The sequence below is a fragment of the Leisingera sp. CC-HEC093 genome (assembly GCF_059429195.1).
The window spans coordinates 50,475-68,501 of record NZ_JCAIJR010000004.1 but is presented as its reverse complement, the minus strand read 5'-3'; the positions used below and the strand labels follow the sequence as shown (position 1 = coordinate 68,501).

At 64.2% G+C, this 18,027-nt stretch carries 16 protein-coding genes; 2 read left to right on the top strand and 14 right to left on the bottom strand.

Going from position 1 to position 18,027, the window contains the following annotated elements; genetic code table 11:
• Positions 1-52 precede the first annotated feature (52 nt).
• On the top strand, positions 53-397 hold the full coding sequence (locus AC5STB_RS21600; RefSeq protein ID WP_495444924.1) for a RidA family protein: 345 nt from the start codon (positions 53-55) through the stop codon (positions 395-397).
• Positions 398-483: 86 nt separating this feature from the next.
• Here AC5STB_RS21600 and AC5STB_RS21595 read toward each other — a convergent pair whose 3' ends face one another.
• From AC5STB_RS21595 to AC5STB_RS21570, 6 genes are all read right to left on the bottom strand, one after another.
• Positions 484-1,380, bottom strand: coding sequence for a complex I NDUFA9 subunit family protein (locus AC5STB_RS21595; protein WP_495444923.1), 897 nt, complete (start codon positions 1,378-1,380; stop codon positions 484-486).
• A 168-nt stretch (positions 1,381-1,548) separates the two neighbouring features.
• Positions 1,549-3,012: an aldehyde dehydrogenase gene (locus tag AC5STB_RS21590; RefSeq protein WP_495444922.1), complete on the bottom strand. Its 1,464-nt coding sequence runs from the start codon at positions 3,010-3,012 to the stop codon at positions 1,549-1,551.
• A 12-nt stretch (positions 3,013-3,024) separates the two neighbouring features.
• Positions 3,025-4,062 (bottom strand): LLM class flavin-dependent oxidoreductase, encoded by a 1,038-nt coding sequence (locus AC5STB_RS21585; RefSeq protein WP_495444921.1) that lies wholly within the window; start codon positions 4,060-4,062, stop codon positions 3,025-3,027.
• A complete protein-coding gene (locus AC5STB_RS21580) occupies positions 4,059-4,985 on the bottom strand; it encodes a flavin reductase (RefSeq protein WP_495444920.1) in 927 nt (308 codons plus the stop codon). Before AC5STB_RS21580 ends, AC5STB_RS21585 begins: the two co-directional genes overlap by 4 nt.
• Positions 4,982-5,785, bottom strand: a complete 804-nt coding sequence (locus AC5STB_RS21575; protein WP_495444919.1) for an alpha/beta fold hydrolase — start codon at positions 5,783-5,785, stop codon at positions 4,982-4,984. Before AC5STB_RS21575 ends, AC5STB_RS21580 begins: the two co-directional genes overlap by 4 nt.
• A complete protein-coding gene (locus AC5STB_RS21570; protein WP_495444918.1) occupies positions 5,757-6,359 on the bottom strand; it encodes an amino acid synthesis family protein in 603 nt (200 codons plus the stop codon). Before AC5STB_RS21570 ends, AC5STB_RS21575 begins: the two co-directional genes overlap by 29 nt.
• Before the next feature lie 107 nt (positions 6,360-6,466).
• Here AC5STB_RS21570 and AC5STB_RS21565 point away from each other — a divergent pair, with 107 nt between their 5' ends.
• The gene (locus tag AC5STB_RS21565; protein ID WP_495444917.1) at positions 6,467-7,141 is read left to right on the top strand and encodes a GntR family transcriptional regulator; all 675 of its coding nucleotides are present in this window, start codon (positions 6,467-6,469) and stop codon (positions 7,139-7,141) included.
• Positions 7,142-7,222: 81 nt separating this feature from the next.
• On the opposite strand, the gene hutU is transcribed toward AC5STB_RS21565, so the two are convergent.
• The 8 genes from hutU to repA all read right to left on the bottom strand — a co-directional run bounded on the left by hutU (position 7,223) and on the right by repA (position 17,690).
• Positions 7,223-8,905 (bottom strand): urocanate hydratase, encoded by a 1,683-nt coding sequence (gene hutU / locus AC5STB_RS21560; RefSeq protein WP_495444916.1) that lies wholly within the window; start codon positions 8,903-8,905, stop codon positions 7,223-7,225.
• Complete coding sequence (gene hutG / locus AC5STB_RS21555; protein ID WP_495444915.1) at positions 8,902-9,687, bottom strand: N-formylglutamate deformylase; 786 nt, start codon at positions 9,685-9,687, stop codon at positions 8,902-8,904. Before hutG ends, hutU begins: the two co-directional genes overlap by 4 nt.
• On the bottom strand, positions 9,684-11,207 hold the full coding sequence (gene hutH / locus AC5STB_RS21550; RefSeq protein WP_495444969.1) for a histidine ammonia-lyase: 1,524 nt from the start codon (positions 11,205-11,207) through the stop codon (positions 9,684-9,686). Before hutH ends, hutG begins: the two co-directional genes overlap by 4 nt.
• Before the next feature lie 5 nt (positions 11,208-11,212).
• A complete protein-coding gene (hutI, locus tag AC5STB_RS21545) occupies positions 11,213-12,421 on the bottom strand; it encodes an imidazolonepropionase (RefSeq protein ID WP_495444914.1) in 1,209 nt (402 codons plus the stop codon).
• Between the two features lie 105 nt (positions 12,422-12,526).
• On the bottom strand, positions 12,527-13,852 hold the full coding sequence (locus AC5STB_RS21540) for an MFS transporter (protein WP_495444913.1): 1,326 nt from the start codon (positions 13,850-13,852) through the stop codon (positions 12,527-12,529).
• Positions 13,853-14,216: 364 nt separating this feature from the next.
• Positions 14,217-15,308, bottom strand: coding sequence for a plasmid replication protein RepC (gene repC, locus AC5STB_RS21535; protein ID WP_495444912.1), 1,092 nt, complete (start codon positions 15,306-15,308; stop codon positions 14,217-14,219).
• 232 nt (positions 15,309-15,540) lie between these two features.
• A complete protein-coding gene (gene repB, locus AC5STB_RS21530; RefSeq protein ID WP_495444911.1) occupies positions 15,541-16,515 on the bottom strand; it encodes a plasmid partitioning protein RepB in 975 nt (324 codons plus the stop codon).
• Positions 16,515-17,690 (bottom strand): plasmid partitioning protein RepA, encoded by a 1,176-nt coding sequence (gene repA, locus AC5STB_RS21525; RefSeq protein ID WP_495444910.1) that lies wholly within the window; start codon positions 17,688-17,690, stop codon positions 16,515-16,517. Before repA ends, repB begins: the two co-directional genes overlap by 1 nt.
• Positions 17,691-18,027 lie beyond the last annotated feature (337 nt).

The window sequence follows — 18,027 nt, the reverse complement described above, 5'->3', positions numbered from 1 at the left end:
TAAGCTGCCGCCGCTATGACCGCGGCAGCTTACGCAAGGAAAGGCAGAAATCATGACCATCACCCGTATCGGCACCACCGCGCGCGCCAGCAAGATCGTCAAGCACAACGGCACCGTCTACCTCAGCGGCCAGGTGTCCGAGGCCGAAACCGCCGCAGAGCAGACCCGCGAAATCCTGGCCAAAGTCGACGCCCTGCTGGCAGAGGCCGGCAGCGACAAGACACGGTTGCTGCAAACCGTGATCTGGCTGTCGGACATGTCCTACTTCGCCGAGCTGAACGAGGTCTGGAACGCCTGGGTTCCCGAAGGCCACGCCCCGGCCCGCGCCTGCGGCGAGGCCAAGCTGGCGCGCGAAGTGCTGAAGGTGGAAATCATCGTGACCGCCGCCTGCGATTGACCCAAGCTGCCTGCCGCCGCGGCGGCCGGTGCACGGGGGGGTGCACAGAAGGTGTACAGGGGGTGCACGCACGGCACCCCCCGTTCCTACAGCAGGCCCATCTCAACTGCAGACCGCGGCGCAATCCCAAGATCGGTGAACCCCGCCATCCCCTCGCCTGCGGTATTGTCCTGCCGCATCAGCGCAACCTGCGCCGGGGTGATTGGCGGATGCGGCAGCTTTGCCAGCAGTGCCGCCGCAATCCGCCACAGCGCATAAGGCACCGGCAGAAGCAGGCGGCGGCGGCCGCTCCGGGCAGCCAGCCGCTGCAGGATTTCCCGGTAGGTAAAGACCTCCGGCCCGCCCAGCTCATAGACCTTGCGCTGCGCGCGGGGCCCGTCCAGCACACGGGCCACAGCCTCTGCCGCGTCGTAGACCCAGACTGGCTGCAGCCGGGTGCGGCCGGTGCCGAATAACGGGATAACCGGCAGTTTCTCAACGATCTTTTGCAAGTCCCCGAAAAAGGCGCCGCTGCGGCTGAACAGGACGCTGGGCCGCAGAATCACCGCATCCGGGCAGGCATTGCGCACCGCCACTTCGCCCTCGGCCCGCGCCCGCACATAGGCAGAGGGCGAATGCAGGCTGGCGCCGATGCCGGAGATATGAACCAGCCGCTGGCCGGGGGTCTCCTGCACCAGCCGGGCAATCCCGCGCGCCCCCGCCAGATGCACATCCTGAAAGCTCTGCTGCCGGGTCTCAGCGTAGAACCCGATGCAGTTGACCACCCAGTCCGCCCCTGCCAGTGCGCGCGCCATCACGCTCTGCTCCGCCAGGTCCAGCGGCACCTGCGCCACCCCCGGCGCCCATTCGTCCGGGACCGCCGCCCCGGGCGTGCGGGTGCCTGCGCTGACGCTGCAGCCCTGCTGCTGCAGCCGCCGCACCACCCGGCGGCCGAGAAAGCCCGTGCCGCCCAGCACAATCACACGCCGGGACCTGATCTTCATCTGAAAGCGCTCCCCTTCCGGGTCTGCGCCATCAGATAGCACGCCCGCCCCGCGGCGCCACATAGGCTCAGGGCTGCAGCCAAGCGTGGATCCCGCCTTCTTCTGGCCGGAAATATCCCCGGGGGAGCGCGAGGGGGCAGGCAGCCCCCTCGTTTCCGCCTGCGCAGATCAGCGCATCACAAAAGGGTCCGGGACCGGATCGTCGCTGGTGCGCAACCAGACCGTCTTGACCTTGGTGTAGTCCAGCGCCGCCTGCAGCCCGCCTTCGCGCCCGTGCCCGGACAGGCCGTGGCCGCCAAAGGGCGCAATCGGGCTGACCGCGCGGTAGGTGTTGACCCAGACAATCCCCGCCCGGATGCCCCGGATCATCCGGTGCGCGCGGGTGAGGTTCTGGGTGAACACGCCGGAGGCCAGGCCGAATGCGGTGCTGTTGGCAATCTCCATCGCCTCGGCCTCGGTCCCGAACTCCACCACCGACAGCACCGGACCAAAGAACTCTGTGGACAGGCAGGGCGCCTCCGGCGCATCGGAGCAATCCAGAACCGTCGGTGGGAAGTAGAACCCCTCCCCTTCTGCCGCCTTGCCGCCAGTGACCAGCTTGGCACCCGCCTCAACCGAGGCCTCGATCAGCCGCAGCGCATGGTCGCGTTGTTTCAGGGTGCAGAGCGGCCCGACCTCCGTCGCCATGTCATCCGGTGCGCCAATCACCACCGCTTCGGCTTTCTCCTTCAACCGCTTCAGAAACGCGTCCTTGATGCCCTTCTGGATCACCAGCCGCGATCCCGCGACGCAGCTTTGCCCGGAGGCGGCGAAGATCCCCGACACCTGTGCATTCACCGCGCTTTCCAGATCGGCGTCGTCAAACACGATAAAGGGCGACTTGCCGCCCAGCTCCAAAGAAGTGGAGGCAAGGTTTTCCGCCGAGTTGCGCACGATATGGCGCGCGGTCTCCGGCCCGCCGGTAAAGGCGACATGGGCGACCGATGCGTGGCTGGTCAGCGCCGCACCCGCCTCCGGCCCGCCGGTGATCACGTTCAGGACGCCAGCCGGGAAACCCGCCTGATCAAAGATACGGGCAAATTCCAGCATCGGCGCCGGGCCTACTTCCGAGGCTTTCAGCACCACCGTGCAGCCCGCTGCCAGCGCCGGGCCGATTTTCACGGCGGACAGGAACAGCTGCGAGTTCCACGGCACGATGGCGGCCACAACCCCCACCGGCTCGCGCCGCAGCCAGACCTCCATGTCCGGCTTGTCGATCGGCAGATGCGCGCCCTCGATCTTGTCCGCGAGGCCTGCATAATAGCGGTAGTAGTCCGCCACATAGGCGATCTGGGCCGAGGTCTCGCGGATGATCTTGCCGGTGTCGCGGGTTTCCAGCTTTGCCAGCTGCTGCGCGTTTTCCGCCACCAGATCGGCCAGCCGCATCAACAGCTTGCCGCGCTGGGTGGCACTCATCCCGGCCCACTCAGGGGAGAAAAACGCAGCCTCCGCAGCCCTGACCGCCCGGTCCACATCGCCTGCCGATGCGCTTGGCATCCGCGCCCAGGGTTTGCCGGTCGCGGGATCAAGGCTGTCAAAGGTTTCGCCTGCGTCCTCGAAAGCGCCGCCGATATACTGCTGGAAGGTCTGCATCAGCCCTCTCCCTTACTGAAACGCGGGCATCACTTGCGCGATGAACCGCTCAAGCGAGGCTTTCTTGCGCTCGAAACTCATGCTGCTGTCGATCCAGAACGCGTATTCATCATAACCCAGGGCCTCGTATTTTTTCAGCCGCTCGATCACCGCCGCCGGTTCACCGATCACCAGATCGCGCTCCATCGCCTCGGGCGAGTAGAACGGATGCGCGGCGATCTCCTCTTCGCTCAGCGGATCAATCAAGCCCTGGCTGACATCCCGCTTGTTCATGAACCATGCGCCAAAGTAGTTGTAGAAACGGTTCAGCTCCTCCGCCCCGCGTTTCACATCCGCCGCGCTGTCCGCGACATAGGTGTGCTGCAAGAGCATGATCTTGGGCCGCGGAACATCGCTGTGCTTGGCGCAGGCATCGTTGAACTTGCCCATCAGGTCGGCGATCTCCTCATCGCCCTTCCACAGCGGTGTCACCTGAACATTGCAGCCATTGGCCACCGCGAATTCATGGCTGTTGGGATCGCGCGCCGCGACCCAGATCGGCGGGCCGTTTTCCTGCAGCGGCTTGGGCGAGGAGGTGGTTTTCGGGAAGGAATGAAACTCCCCCTCCTGCGCGTAGTCGCCCCGCCACAGGCCCTGTACCGCCGGGATCAGTTCGCGCATCCGCTGGCCGGCCTCCCAGGCGTCCATGCCGGGCATCATGCGTTCATATTCGTAACTGTAAGCACCTCGCGCGATGCCCAGATCCAGGCGGCCATCTGTGATGATGTCGGTCATCGCCGCCTCACCGGCCAGCCGGATCGGGTGCCAGAACGGCGCAATCACCGTGCCGGTGCCCAGCCGCACGTTCCTGGTGTGCCGCGCCACGTCAATGAGGTTCAGGAACGGGTTTGGCGAGATGGTGAAATTCATCCCGTGATGCTCGCCCGTCCAGACCGCGTGCATGCCGCCGTCATCGGCGATTTTGCATAGCTGTATGAACTCGTCATACAGCTGCTTCTGATCCTGATCTTCGGAGATCCGCTCCATATGCGCAAAGAGGGAAAATTTCATGCGCCCTTGCTCCCTTTGGCAACGGGACGTACCTGCCCGCTGGTCTGATTGCCGTAATACACCCCGAAATTGCCCATCCGGGCCTCACTGGCGAACCGTTCCAGCATGGTGCAGACCGCCGCATCGGCGATATCCATCAGCGTGGATTGGGTCAGGGCCGTGAAAACGCCCTTGGCCGGTGTGCCGCCGGCCGATTGGCACAGGAACGAGATGTGCTGATGTTCGCGCGCTTCGTCCTCGAAGACTGAATAGATGAACCCCGGCTCCGCCTCGACGCCGGTTCCGGCAATCAGCCGGGCGAGCGCTGCGGAGGCGCCCTCCTTGCCCACCCGGGTTTCCGGCAGCGTCAGCTTGCCCTGATCGTTGCCCAAGAGCAGCACCTTGCCCTCATGCTCGATCAAGGCTGAGACGATCAGCTTGGCGCCCTGGCTGAGGGCCTCGGCCTCTGCCGCCGCCGTCACATAGGCGCCGCGGGCATAGCCCAGCCCCGGCGCGGGCGAGGTCTCAAACGCCTCCACCCGGCCGATCAGGATCAGGTGGTCGCCCGCCTCCACCCGGTTGTGCATGGAGCAGTCGAACCAGGCGGAAACGCCCGCAAATACCGGGCTGCCCTGCGGCCCGTTCTGCCAGCTGACGGCGGCAAAACGGTCCTCAACGGGCCGGGCAAAAGTGTTGGAGACGTCCTTTTGGTCCTCTGCCAGCACATTGACGGCAAAGCCCTCGGCCTGTTCGAACGCGGCGTAATTGCTGGAGGAATTGGCGATGCAGACCAGCACCAGCGGCGGGTCCAGCGACACCGAGGTGAAGGAATTGGCGGTAAAGCCGATGGGGTTTCCATCCGGGTCATGCGCCGTCACCACAGTAACACCGGTCATGAAGGTGCCAAAGGCGTTGCGTAAAGATCTCGGGTCGATATCGCTCATGACGGCTCCTCCCCTTCGTTCAGCCAGTCCCGCAAGGCGGCGTTGACCTCTGCGGGGGCGGTCAGGTTGACCATATGCCGGTGGCCGTCGATGACAACCGCCCTGCCCTGCGGCGCGGCGGCAGCCATGGCCTGCGCCATCTCCGGCGTCGAGTTCGGATCGCCATCGCCGGTCAGCGCCAAGAGCGGGCAGCGGATGCCGCCAAACCCGTCCGCATATGTGCTGTCGCCGCGGGCAAAGGCGGTATAGGCGGCGGCATAGCCGTTCAGGTTCACCGCCGACAGCCATCCAGCCACCTGCGCGCGGACCGCCTGGTCAGCCTCGCTCTCCCCGAACCACCGCGCCAGCGGCGTTTCCAGATCAAAACTGCCCGCGCGGATTTCCGCGGCGCGCGCTTCAACAGCCGCCCTGGCCTCGCCTGAGCGTTGGAACACCCCGTTCAGCAGCGCCACGCGGGACACGTTCTTTGGATGACTGACAGCATAACCGCCCGCAATCAGCGCCCCCATCGAATGGCCTGCCAACGACACAGGCCCCAAGTCCAGAGCCTGCAGAACGCCGTGCAGCCAGGCCACATAATCCGGCAGTTCCGCGCCATCAGGCAACGGCGCGCTGCCGCCGTGGCCGGGCATGTCCAGCGCGATCACCTGATGGGTCAAGCTCAGCGCCTCGACCTGTGGCCCCCAGGCTGCCGACTGCATGCCGACACCGTGGATCAGCACCAGCGGCGCCCCCTGCCCTGCCCTTACGCAGGTGACAGTGCCGTATGGTTCAGACAGCTGCAGGGTTGTCAGCGTCATGGCCCAGTTCCTTCAGGTCCTGATAGCGGTCGCCGATGCGGTGATGCGGCCGCCCGCCGATGGAGGCGCCAAGCGCGATCACAATCTCATCCGGCCCCGGCGCATCGGCCACAGACAGCTGGATGGTCAGGTAATGGCTGCGCCGCCCGCCGTCGTTCTTGTCCATCAGCGGGATCTGCAAGGGTGCATTGACTGGCCCACGGGTGTTGGTGAACGCGAGGTAGGATTTCGCCCCCACCGCCTCGCGGAAGTGGTTGCCGAAGCGCAGCGTGTGAATGAGGGCAGAGGCATGTTCCACCTCGCCATTGACGCCGACGATGGCGGATTTCCCGTAGCCCTCCACCCGGTCGCCGCCGCCTGCGGCCTCCAGGATCATCGCGGTCAGCTTCTCGCCCAGCCCCGGCGCGCAGTCTTGGATTGCCGGGCGCAGATCCTCGACAAACCCCTGCCCGGCCCAGGGGTTTCTGATCACCGCCACCGCGGCAATCATCTTGAGCGGGGTTTCCGCCGCCTTGCCGCCCTCGATCAGGGTTTCTTCGACATGCAGCAGCGTCTTGCGGATTTCGGCGGGCATGGGCGGATCTTTCCTGTCTGATTCCAGTTGCCGTAATATGGTATACCATCATACAGTATGTCAATGCAGACTTGTTCCGCCCTGCCCCCGTTGCTATCGGAAGAACCATGACAAGCCCCATCATGAGCAAAATCGACCACCCCCCGCAGACCCTGCGCGACATCGTGCAGGAGCGGATGCGCGAGGCGATCATCTCCGGCCAGTTCACCCCGGGCGAACGGCTGGTAGAGCGGCCGCTCTGCGACCAGCTCGGCGTCAGCCGAACCGTGGTGCGCGAAACGATCCGTTATCTGGAGGCAGAGGGGCTGGTGGAGATCCTGCCGGGAAAGGGCCCGATTGTGGCGCGGCTCACATGGGCCGACGCGCGGCAGATCTACGACATCCGCCAGATGCTGGAGACCGCCGCCGCCACCGCCTGCGCACAGAACATCACGCCGCAGCTGGCAGAGCGGCTGAAGGCGGCGCTGCTTGAGCTGCAAGAGGCGGTGGCCGCAGGCGTACCCACCCCGATGCTGCGCGCCACGACGGAGTTCTACCGGATCATCTTCGATGGCGCCGGCCACAACGTCGCCTGGGAAATCGCCCAGCGTCTGAACGGCCGCATCAGCCGGCTGCGGGCGGTGACGCTGTCGACCGCGGAGCGCCAGAAACCCGGCCCCGCCCATATGCAGGGCATCTGCGAGGCGATTGTGTCAGGAGATGCCGAAGCAGCCCGCACCGCCATCGAGCAGCACCTGAGCGACGCCAAAGAAACCGCAGAGCGGCTGCTGAGCGAAACATAGCCGTTTCCCTGCGAGGGAAACGGCCATGAAAAATCGATTTTTCATGGCAGAAATCCGCGCCGGATTTCTGCCTCCTTCAGATCAATCCAGGATGCCGGGCAGGTTCAGACCGTGCTCCCGCGCGCAGTCCTTGGCAATGTCATAGCCTGCATCAGCGTGGCGCATGACGCCGGTCGCCGGATCGTTCCACAGCACGCGGCCAATGCGGCGGTCGGCGTCCTCGCTGCCGTCGCAGCAGATCACCACGCCGGAATGCTGCGAGAAGCCCATGCCAACGCCGCCGCCGTGGTGCAGCGACACCCAGGTTGCGCCGGAGGCGGTGTTCAAGAGCGCGTTCAGCAGCGGCCAGTCGGACACCGCGTCAGAGCCGTCCATCATCGCCTCAGTCTCGCGGTTGGGGGAGGCCACGGAGCCGGAGTCCAGATGGTCGCGGCCGATGACGACCGGCGCGGACAATTCGCCATTGCGCACCATTTCGTTGAACGCAAGGCCCGCCTTGTGGCGGTCGCCGAGACCGATCCAGCAGATCCGCGCGGGCAGGCCCTGAAAGGCAATGCGCTCCTGCGCCATGTCCAGCCAGCGGTGCAGGCCTTCGTTCTCCGGGAACAGCTCCTTCATCTTGGCATCGGTTTTGCGGATATCCTCCGGATCGCCTGACAGTGCGCACCAGCGGAACGGGCCGATGCCCTTGCAAAACAGCGGGCGGATATAGGCGGGCACAAAGCCGGGGAAGTCAAAGGCATTCTCCAGCCCCTCCTCTAGCGCCATCTGACGGATGTTGTTGCCGTAATCCACTGTGGGCACGCCCATGGCGTGGAAATCGCACATCGCCTTCACCTGCACCTTCATCGAGGCACGGGCGGCCTTCTCCACCGCTTTCTTGTCGCTCTCGCGGCGTTCCTTCCACTCGCCCATGGTCCAGCCCAGCGGCAGGTAGCCGTTCACGGGGTCATGGGCAGAGGTCTGGTCGGTCACGATATCGGGGCGGATGCCGCCTGCTTCCGCGCGCTTCACCAGTTCAGGGAAGATCTCTGCCGCGTTGCCCAAGAGGCCCACGGATTTCGCTTCGCCCGCAGCGGTCCAGCGCTCGATCATCTCCAGCGCCTCGTCCAGGGTTTCAGCCTTTTCGTCCAGGTATTTGGTGCGCAGGCGGAAGTCGATGCTGTCGGGGTTGCACTCCACTGCCAGGCAGGATGCCCCGGCGAATACCGCCGCCAAAGGCTGCGCGCCGCCCATGCCGCCAAGACCGCCGGTCAGGATCCACTTGCCGGTCAAATCGCCGCCGAAATGCTGGCGGCCGGCCTCGGCAAAGGTCTCATAGGTGCCCTGCACGATGCCTTGGGTGCCGATGTAAATCCACGAACCGGCCGTCATCTGGCCGTACATCATCAGGCCCTTCTTATCGAGCTCGTTGAAATGATCCCAATTGGCCCAATGCGGCACCAGGTTGGAGTTGGCGATCAGCACCCGCGGCGCGTCCTTGTGGGTCTGGAACACGCCGACCGGCTTGCCCGACTGCACCATCAGGGTCTGATCTTCCTCAAGGTTCTTGAGGGTCTCCACGATCAGGTCGAAATCCTGCCAGGTGCGCGCGGCGCGGCCGATGCCGCCGTAGACCACCAGCTCATGCGGGTTTTCGGCCACATCCGGGTGCAGGTTGTTCATCATCATCCGCATCGGCGCTTCGGTCATCCAGGACTTGGCGGTGATTTCCGAACCGGTGGGCGGGAAGATGTCGCGGGTGTTCTTGCGGGGATCGCTCATGCCGAGGGCCTCCAGTTTTTGAGATCAGTCAGGATTTTGGTCAGATGGGTGCGCAGGTTGTCCGCGCGCTCCGGCAGATAGGTCCAGGGGGGGCTTTCCTGGCAATAGGTGGCCTGCGCCAGTTCCATCTGGATCGCGTGAAACCCACCCGCGGGCCGCCCGTAATGGCGGGTGGTCCAGCCGCCCTTGAAACGGCCGTTGAGGGTAGAGGTATAACCCTCCGCCGCCTCGCAATGGGCCACGGTCAGCGCCTCAATGGCCGCATCGCAGGTCTGCCCCATGTTGGTGCCCACGTTGAAATCCGGCAGGCGGCCTTCGAACAGGAACGGAATGCCGCTGCGGATCGAGTGGCAATCGTACAGGATGGCAAAGCCGTGGATTGCCTGCACCCGTTCCAGCTCTGCCGCCAGCGCGGTGTGATAAGGCACGTGATAGGCATCGCGGCGGCGGGCGATTTCCGCCTCATCCGGCTCCTTGCCCTCCTGCCAGATCGGCAGCCCGTCGAAATCCGTGAGCGGCACCAAAGTGGTGGTGTTTTGCCCAGGATAGAGACTGATACCGGCGGGATCGCGGTTCACGTCGATCACATAGCGGTGGATGGGAGTGCGGACTGTTGTGATGCCCTCCGCCAGCCCGGCGTAAAGGTCATGGATATGCCAGTCGGTGTCGGCCAGCGCCCTGCCTGTCTCGTTCAGGCAGGCCCAGACCTCCGGCGGCACATCGGTGCCGGTGTGGGGCAAACCCAGCACCAGCGGCGACGCGCCTTGGGTCACCTCGATCATGCCGTCACCTTCACGCCCGCCGTATCCGCCACCCGGCCCGCGCGCACCATGGCGCTGGCGGTTTCAATGTCGGGCGCCAGATAGCGGTCCTCTGCCAGCGCGGGGATATCCTTGCGCAGCATGCCCAAAACATCCTGCAGGCGCGCGGAGGTTTGCAGCGGCGCACGTGCCTCCACCCCTTGCGCGGCACAGAGCATTTCAACGCCCAGGATCACCGACAGGTTGGCGTTCATCTTCGACAGCCGCAGCGCACCGTGGGCGGCCATCGATACGTGGTCCTCCTGGTTGGCGGAGGTCGGCGTCGAGTCGGTCACGCAGGGATTCGCCAGATGCTTGTTCTCGCTCATCAGCGCGGCGGTGGTCACCTCTGCAATCATGAAGCCGGAATTCAGGCCCGGATCAGGCGTCAGGAACGGCGGCAGGTCGTGGCTGAGGGTCGGGTCGACCATCAGAGCCACCCGGCGCTGCGCGATGGCGCCGATCTCGGCCACCGCCAGCGCAATCTGATCAGCAGCAAAACCCACGTATTCGGCGTGGAAGTTGCCGCCCGAGACAATGCGGCCTTCGTTCACCAGCACCAGCGGATTGTCGGTGACAGCGTTGGCCTCGATCTCCAGTGTCTTGGCAGCCATGCGCAGCACGTCCAGCGCCGCACCGACCACCTGCGGCTGGCAGCGGATGCAGTACGGGTCCTGCACCCTTGTGTCGCCCTCGCGGTGGCTCTCGCGGATCTCGGAGCCGTCCATGATCCCGCGCATCTGTTGCGCAACGTCGATCTGCCCGGCATGGCCGCGCAGTGTGTGGATATCGGCGATCAGCGGCGCGGTAGAGCCCATAATCGCGTCCGTGCTCAGCGACGCAATTGCCATCGACGCCTCTGCCATGCGCCAGGCGTCAAACAGTCCGGCGAGCGCACAAGCGGTTGAAAACTGGGTGCCATTGATCAACCCCAAGCCCTCCTTGGGACCCAGCACAATCGGCTCTAACCCGGCCTTTTTCAGCGCATCCGCACTGGACATGCGGGTGCCCTCGAACGTGGCCTCCCCTGCCCCGATCATCGCCGCCGCCATATGCGCCAGCGGCGCCAGATCGCCCGATGCGCCGACTGACCCCTGCGACGGGATCACCGGCACCACGCCGCGTTCCAGCATCTGCTCGATCTGCTCAATCACCAGCCAGCGCACGCCAGAGGCGCCGCGGCCCATCGACAGCAGTTTCAGCGTCATCATCAGCCGGGTCTTGTCCTCCGGCAGCGCCTCCCCTACCCCGCAGCAATGCGAAAGGATCAGGTTGCGCTGCAGAGTAGCGGTGTCTTCCGGTGCGATCTTGGTCGACGCCAGCTTGCCGAACCCGGTGTTGATGCCATAGACGGCGTCCTCACCCGCGGCAGCTTCCGCCACCATCTGCGCCGCGGCCTCCACCGGCTCACGGGCAGAGGCGTCCAGCTTGGCCGGGGTCAGGTTGCGGTAGATATCTTCCAGCGTGGACAGGGTCACTGTGCCCGGAACCATCTGAATCATCTCGATCATTGTTTGCCCTCATAGATACGGGTGTAAAGCGGGTTGAAGCCGATGCGGTAGGCGAGCTCTCCGGGCGTTTCCACGTCCCAGACCGCCAGATCGGCGCGCATGCCGGCGGCGATCTGGCCGCGGTCCGTCAGCCCCAGCGCGCGGGCGGCATTGCAAGTGACGCCTGCCAGCGCCTCCTCCGGCGTCATGCGGAACAGGGTGCAGCCCATGTTCATTGTCAGCAGCAGCGAGGTCAGCGGCGAGGAGCCAGGATTGCAGTCCGTCGCCAGCGCCATCGGCACGCCGTGGGTGCGGAAGTGGTCGATCGGCGGCATCTGCGTTTCGCGGATGGTATAAAACGCCCCCGGCAGGATCACCGCAACGGAACCCGCGGCAGCCATCGCCTTGGCATCGGCCTCAGTCGCGTATTCCACGTGATCGACTGACAACGCGCCGTATTGCGCGGCCAGCGCGGTGCCGCCTTGATGGCTCAGCTGCTCGGCATGCAGTTTCACTGGCAGCCCCAGCTCCTGCGCGACCTTGAACACCCGTTCGATCTGGGCGGGCGCAAAGGCAATGTTTTCGCAGAAGCCGTCCACCGCATCCACCAGCCCCTCCGCATGGGCGGCGCGCAGCGCGGGAATGCAGACCTCGTCTATGTAGGCGTCGTCCTGGCCCTTGTATTCGCCGGGCGTGGCATGGGCGCCGAGAAAGGTGGTTTTCACCGTTACCGGGCGCAGCTCACCCAGACGGCGGGCGGCGCGCAGCATGTTGAGTTCGGTTTTCAAGTCCAGCCCGTAGCCGGATTTCACCTCCACCACCGTGGCGCCTTCGGCGATCAGCGCGTCCAGCCGCGGCAGCGCGCCCTGCACCAGATCCTCCAGCGCGGCCTCGCGGGTGGCCGAAACAGTGGAAACGATGCCGCCCCCTGCCCGCGCGACCTCCTCGTATGACGCACCGTTGAGGCGCATCTCAAACTCCATCGCCCGGTTGCCGCCAAAGACGATATGGGTGTGGCAGTCGATCAGACCCGGTGTGACCAGCCGCCCGGCCAGGTCCACATGCTTCCAGGGAAAATTGTCAGCTGACAATTCCTGCCGCGGACCGGACCAGACGATTTTTCCGTCCGAGATTGCAACAGCGCCGTCTTCAATCAGCCCGTAAGGCGCGTCCGAACGGGCCATTGTGGCCAGCTTGGCGCCGGTCAGAACGTAGTTCCCTGTCACGCAAAACTCCCTTGAGTCGCTTCATTGCCGATCCAGCAATAAACTACTTATTTATGCCATTATGTCTAGTCATAAAATAAGACAGCCGCGGCCACCCCGGCGCTGTCAGATGCGCCCATCCCGCGGTATCTGGGGGTGCAGATCGTCGATAATGACTGGATGCGCATGCGGGTGGCCGCCCTGCAGATGCGGATGGTCCGGCGGCAGATCCGGGTGGCTGTGCGCCACCGGTGCGGCGCTGCCCTTGGGCCACAGTCGCTGTGCCGCGGCCAGCCCCGCGGCAGCCAGAAGCGCCAGCACCAGCATCGCTGCCCCCGCGCCCCAGGCCGCCATCAGCCAGGCCGACAGCGGATAGAAGATCAGCCAGCAGGCATGCGACAAGGTGAACTGCGCGGCAAAGATTGCCGGGCGGTCCGCCGCATGGGCCGAGCGCGCCAACAGCCGCCCCGAGGGGGTCAGCACGGCGGAATAGCCCAGGCCGATCACGAACCAGGCGATTGCCAGCCGTGCAAATCCCAGCGGCTGCATCAGCGTTGTCAGCGCCAGCACCATCAGCGCGCCACTGCCAAGAGCCCCGCCTGTCAGCATCACGGTCCGGTCGCTGAGCCGCTCCAGCAGGCGCGGCAGCAGCATCGCCGCCAGCATTGAGCCGCCGCCGAAACAGGCCAGTACCAGCGCCACCGCACTTTCGCCCTGCCCCAGGCTGCCGCGCACCAGTACCACGGTGTTGACCAGCACCATCGCGGCCATTGCCGAAACCACCCAGTTCATTGCCAGCAGCCCGCGCAGCCGCGGGGTCTGCAGGTAGTTGCGGATGCCGCGGGTGGTGCGCTGCCAGATGGGCCGCGGTGCCTTGGGTTGCGGCGACGGCATGGCGATGGAGAGCAGCAGCAAGGCAGAGGCGGCAAACCCCGCCGCAGTGCCCCAAAACAGCGTCGAGGATGCGACCAGAACCAGCAGAGCCGCGGCCAGCATCGGGCTGATGAGGCTTTCCAATTCATAGGCCATCCGCGACAGCGACAGCGCCTGGGTGTAGTCCTTCTCTGCCGGCAGCACATCGGGGATCGCAGCCTGAAACGCGGGGGTGAACCCGGCTGAGGCAGATTGCAGCACGAAGATCAGCACATAGACCTGCCAGACCTCGCTGACGAACGGCAGGCAAACAGCGACAGCCATCCGCACCATGTCCAGCACGATCAGCATTCTGCGCCGGTCCACCTGTTCTGCCCAGGCGGCGGCAATGGGGGCGACGGTGACATAGGCCACCATTTTGATCGTCAGCGCCGTGCCCAGCACCAGCCCGGCGCGTTCGCCCGCCAGATCAAAGGCCAGAAGGCCAAGCGCCACGGTCGCCAGCCCGGTGCCGGTCAGTGCCACAATCTGGGCGAGGAAGAGATGCCGGTAGGTCCGGTTACTCAAAATGGACAGCATGTGGCCGGGTCCTTTGGCTGGAGATTTCGCAGCCACTTTGGCCATCCGGAGCTGCCAAAGGCAATGGCCTGATACGCCGGAACGTTGGGGTTGAGGACAAATTGTCAGCTGACAATTTCCGGGCAACCCATGTGATTTGGGCGTATCTCTGGCTTCTGCCGCCCCGGTTTCCGCACATTTTCCAGCCTCGCAGGAGGCGCGTCAGGGGCTTGTCAGCTCAACTCCTGCGCAAGATTGTCAGCTGACAATTTCGCCAATCTCAATCCCAATCCCAATCCGTGCCTGCCGCGCCAAGCTGCGGTCTGAGTTGCACACCAGACGGGTATCCGGTTTGCCCAAGAAAGCCGGAAATAGCAAAAACGTGTCAGCTGGCAAGTTCCGCCCGGGCACCTGCCTGCAGCAGCGCGTTCAGCATCGGGGCGGTGGAAAACTGTCCTGCGCGCGCCTTTTGCGCCAGCCGTCTGAGATAAGCGCCGGGGCTGCGGATGGTGGCGAGTTTTTCCAGTATGCACATCACCGCCGTTGCCGCGTCCTTACGTCCCATCGCAGCACGGGCGTCGCTCAGAACCGGCATCTCAATTCCCATCATGGGTGACAGGGTTTCCGCGATACGGTCGGCATCCTGCCAGTTGCGCAGCGCGCCAGGGTAATAGCTCTGCACCTCAGGGCAGGCACGCAGAACGGTGGCGAGATCATTGTCTTTCTCTGCATTGCTGCCGCTTGCGTCTGATTGCTGGATTTGAGGGCAGGGCGCTTTGGCCTGCGCTGCTTCAGAGTCAGAATCTTTTTTTAATGAATCCTGTATGTGCCGCTCATTCTGGCTGTCACGACCGCTCATTTCGCGCGCAAGCAGGCCGGTTTCCTGGGATACTTCCTGTGGCGCACGGCTGGCAATCTCACCGCTCAGCGCCTCGGCCATCGCGGTCAGTTCCGCTTCGCAGGGTTTGCGGCGCAGCAATTTGCGGGCGGCGTTCAGCAGCGCCTCTGCCGTGTCATCCGCCAGGTCCAGCAGTTGCTGCCGCAGCATCGCCACCTTGTCACGCAGCACCGCCAGGCGTTCGCTGCGTGCCTTGGCATCCAGTGCCGCGCCGAAGATCTGACTGGCATGGCGGGCGAGGGGGGAAAGGTCAAAGCCGAAGGCCATCGCGGTGTCCTCGCCAACCCGGCGGGCATAGCGTTTGCGGTTGGGGCTGTTCTTCCGGCTGACAATGCCGATGCGGGTAAGGGCAGCCAAGTGGCGGCGCAGGGTGCTTTCGGGCATCCCGTTCAGCCGCTCCATCAGCTTGCGGTTCGACGGGAACACGATGGCGCTGTCCGGTTCCGCAGGCAAGGCGCGCTCCGGAAAGAAGGTCAGCAGCGCCTTCAAGACGCCAAGGGTGCGGTGGCTCAGTTCAAAGTCCGCGGCGGCGTGCGTCAGCGCAGCCAGAAGGTCCCACTTGTCGTGAGTACCCGCCAACCGGCCGCACGGATCCTGCCGCCCAAATGCGATTTGGGACGCCTGTTCCATGATATTTTCACGAAAGACAAAGAATTCCCGCCCCCATGCAGCGCATGGAGTTGACAGTGACGAGTCTGAAGGGCTATTCCAAAGGTGCTAAATCTGAGAACGGCCTTCTGGGATGTAATGTCCTGGGGGGCTTTTCTTTTGCCTGCTTACGTGCCTCCTGTCCTGTTTTCTCTGCTCTTGCTCAGTCTTCCGGCTGCTCGGGCTGGTCTTTTTGCCAGCGGCCGTGAAGCTCTGCCATGATCTCTTCCGCGTTTTCGTCGAACCAGGCATCAAAGCCGGGCGCGTCCTTGGAGGAGATCGTCAGGGTGATGCCCTTGGCGGTTGTCTTGATGCTTGCGACCTCAGCGCCATTGCTGCCGGGAAGGGGGCGGGTTTTCGGCGGGGCAGGGGCTGGTTTCACCTCCTGCCGGTCGTTCTGGGCATGTTTCAGAACCGCCTCGAACCGGCCATCGGAGTCAAAGGTCGTGAAGTCGGGCCGGTTGGTTCGGGTGATTGCCCGGGCCCGTGCCGCGGGGTCCTGGAACAGCTTTACCAGCAGCATCCAGCGGTCTCGGCCGATGCCGGGAGCAGAGCCGATTGCGCGCAGGAAGGGCAGCTCAAACGCCGTGCCGACCTTGAGCATCCGCGAGACCATCGGCAGGTCGATCGACAGCGCTGCGGCGATTGTCGGCCGGTCATAGCCGCCGTCCTGCAGCTGCGCCGCAAAGGATGCCTTCTCGATGAAACTCAGATCCAGGCGCGAGGTGTTTTCCTGCCCCTGCGCCATCACCAGCGCGTGGTCGTCCAACTGCCGCACCATCGCCTTGACCGGCAGACCCAGTTCCCGCAGCGCCATCAGGCGGCGGCGGCCATAGACGATCTCGAACCGCCCCGGCGCTGTGGGATGCGGGCGCAGCAGCACCGGCACTTGCTGGCCGTAGGTCCGCAGGCTCTCCACCAGCTGGAGGTGCGCCGCGCCATTGAGCCCCAACCGGTCCTCGTATCCCGCGTCATCGATCAGGGCCGGGTCGATCTCCTGCACCGCGCTTTCCTGCAGCTTGCTGAGCGAGGATTGCAGCGCCCCGACGGCGCCGCGGGGCATCATCTTGGGTTTCGGCCCGCCAGCGGATGCTGCCGGGCTGCTGAGTGCCGTGCTGAGAATGCCTTTGCGTGCCATCAACGCCTCCATGCTTGTTGAAGGAGCGATTCTATTTCATCGTTAACTTGATTCAGTGAATCGACCGCACGGTCGTAGGTTGACCTGTGAAACATGGACCTTTCGACCTCATAAACGGTTTGCTGGGTCAGGCCTGCGTCGGAAATCGCGGTGGATTTCAGCATTGGCGCGACCATCACTTCCTCGCTGAACAGCTGCCGCAGAAATGCAACCACCTGTTGCTGCGGGCCGTCATTCGGCTCGTACCGGTTGATCAGGAACCGCAGGAAATCGAATTCCAGCGCGGCACCGGCGTTGGAAACCACATCCAGCAGTTCGGCAGACATCTGCAGGAACTGCGACATCGAAGCGATGTCGAGCATGTTCGGCACCACGGTGATGATCACGCCGGTGGAGGCGCAGAGCGCCGACATGGTCAGATACCCCAGCTGCGGCGGGCAGTCGAAGATGATCACGTCGTAATCCTTCTCGACCTCCTGCAGCGCCGCTGCCATGCGGGAGAAAAACGCGGGCTGCACGTTGTTGATCAGCGCCTGCGGGGTCTCATGCTCGAACTCCTGCAGGATCAGCCCGCCGGGGGCCAGGTCCAGATTGGCGAAGTAAGTTTCCTGGATGATGTCGCGCAGAGGCAGGGGCTCATCATAGCGGATTGCGTCATAAATCGTCCCTGTTTCGAGGAAATCGACCTCTGGCCGGTAGCCGAAAAGCGTCGTCAGCGATGCCTGCGGGTCAATGTCCACCGCCAGCACCCGGTAGCCTTTGAGCGCCAGCCGCTGCGCGGTGTGGATCGACGACGTGGTCTTGCCCGATCCGCCCTTGAAGTTCAGGAAGGACAGCACCTGCACCTTGTCGCCCTCGCGCCGTCCGCGGAGGTAGGTGCCGGGGGTCTTGGCCGCGGCATCCAGGATCTTGCGCATTTCCATCAGGTCGGCGGCGGAATAGTGGCGGCGGCCGCCCGGTGTGGTGTGCACCTCGGGGAATTTGCCGTCAAAATGCAGCTTGCGCAGGAAACTGGGGGAGATCCCCAGCATCTCTGCCGCCTCGCCGGCGCTGAACAGGCGCAATTCCTTCCTTGCATCCGGCGCGAAACTGGCCAGCATGTGGCTGTTGAGGGCCGCACTGAGGTTCTCCGCGTTCTCGCGGATACGCTGATTGATGTGGAGTGCTACTGCCACCTGCTGCCCTCTCGATAGTAACGCTGTTTTGCGTCAGCGCCTTATTTATCGTTTCTATACGCAATGCGCGCAGTGTTTTGCAATAGATTCCTTCATTTACAGGTTGCAGAAGCGATCAGCGGAGGAGTGCAAGATTGCAGGAAGTTCTGCAAAGTGCCAATTAACACACTGTAATTTATGTAAAAAATATTTTCTTCGGAGAGAATGGCAAGGCCATCGCAAAACCGGGTGTGACTTTGCATTTTGCGCAGCGCAAGATCCGGGCTGAGTCGCTGGGACACGGGAAAACCTGCAATTTCAGGCTCTAATCAGTGTCTGTGCGGGGGGATGGGGCAGG

Excerpts from the sequence above, each read along its gene's own strand:
- AC5STB_RS21600 (WP_495444924.1), top strand. The coding sequence starts at position 53 with ATGACCATCACCCGTATCGGCACCACCGCGCGCGCCAGCAAGATCGTC.
- AC5STB_RS21595 (WP_495444923.1), bottom strand. The coding sequence starts at position 1,380 with ATGAAGATCAGGTCCCGGCGTGTGATTGTGCTGGGCGGCACGGGCTTT.
- AC5STB_RS21590 (WP_495444922.1), bottom strand. The coding sequence starts at position 3,012 with ATGCAGACCTTCCAGCAGTATATCGGCGGCGCTTTCGAGGACGCAGGC.
- AC5STB_RS21585 (WP_495444921.1), bottom strand. The coding sequence starts at position 4,062 with ATGAAATTTTCCCTCTTTGCGCATATGGAGCGGATCTCCGAAGATCAG.
- AC5STB_RS21580 (WP_495444920.1), bottom strand. The coding sequence starts at position 4,985 with ATGAGCGATATCGACCCGAGATCTTTACGCAACGCCTTTGGCACCTTC.
- AC5STB_RS21575 (WP_495444919.1), bottom strand. The coding sequence starts at position 5,785 with ATGACGCTGACAACCCTGCAGCTGTCTGAACCATACGGCACTGTCACC.
- AC5STB_RS21570 (WP_495444918.1), bottom strand. The coding sequence starts at position 6,359 with ATGCCCGCCGAAATCCGCAAGACGCTGCTGCATGTCGAAGAAACCCTG.
- AC5STB_RS21565 (WP_495444917.1), top strand. The coding sequence starts at position 6,467 with ATGACAAGCCCCATCATGAGCAAAATCGACCACCCCCCGCAGACCCTG.
- hutU (WP_495444916.1), bottom strand. The coding sequence starts at position 8,905 with ATGAGCGATCCCCGCAAGAACACCCGCGACATCTTCCCGCCCACCGGT.
- hutG (WP_495444915.1), bottom strand. The coding sequence starts at position 9,687 with ATGATCGAGGTGACCCAAGGCGCGTCGCCGCTGGTGCTGGGTTTGCCC.
- hutH (WP_495444969.1), bottom strand. The coding sequence starts at position 11,207 with ATGATTCAGATGGTTCCGGGCACAGTGACCCTGTCCACGCTGGAAGAT.
- AC5STB_RS21540 (WP_495444913.1), bottom strand. The coding sequence starts at position 13,852 with ATGCTGTCCATTTTGAGTAACCGGACCTACCGGCATCTCTTCCTCGCC.
- repB (WP_495444911.1), bottom strand. The coding sequence starts at position 16,515 with ATGGCACGCAAAGGCATTCTCAGCACGGCACTCAGCAGCCCGGCAGCA.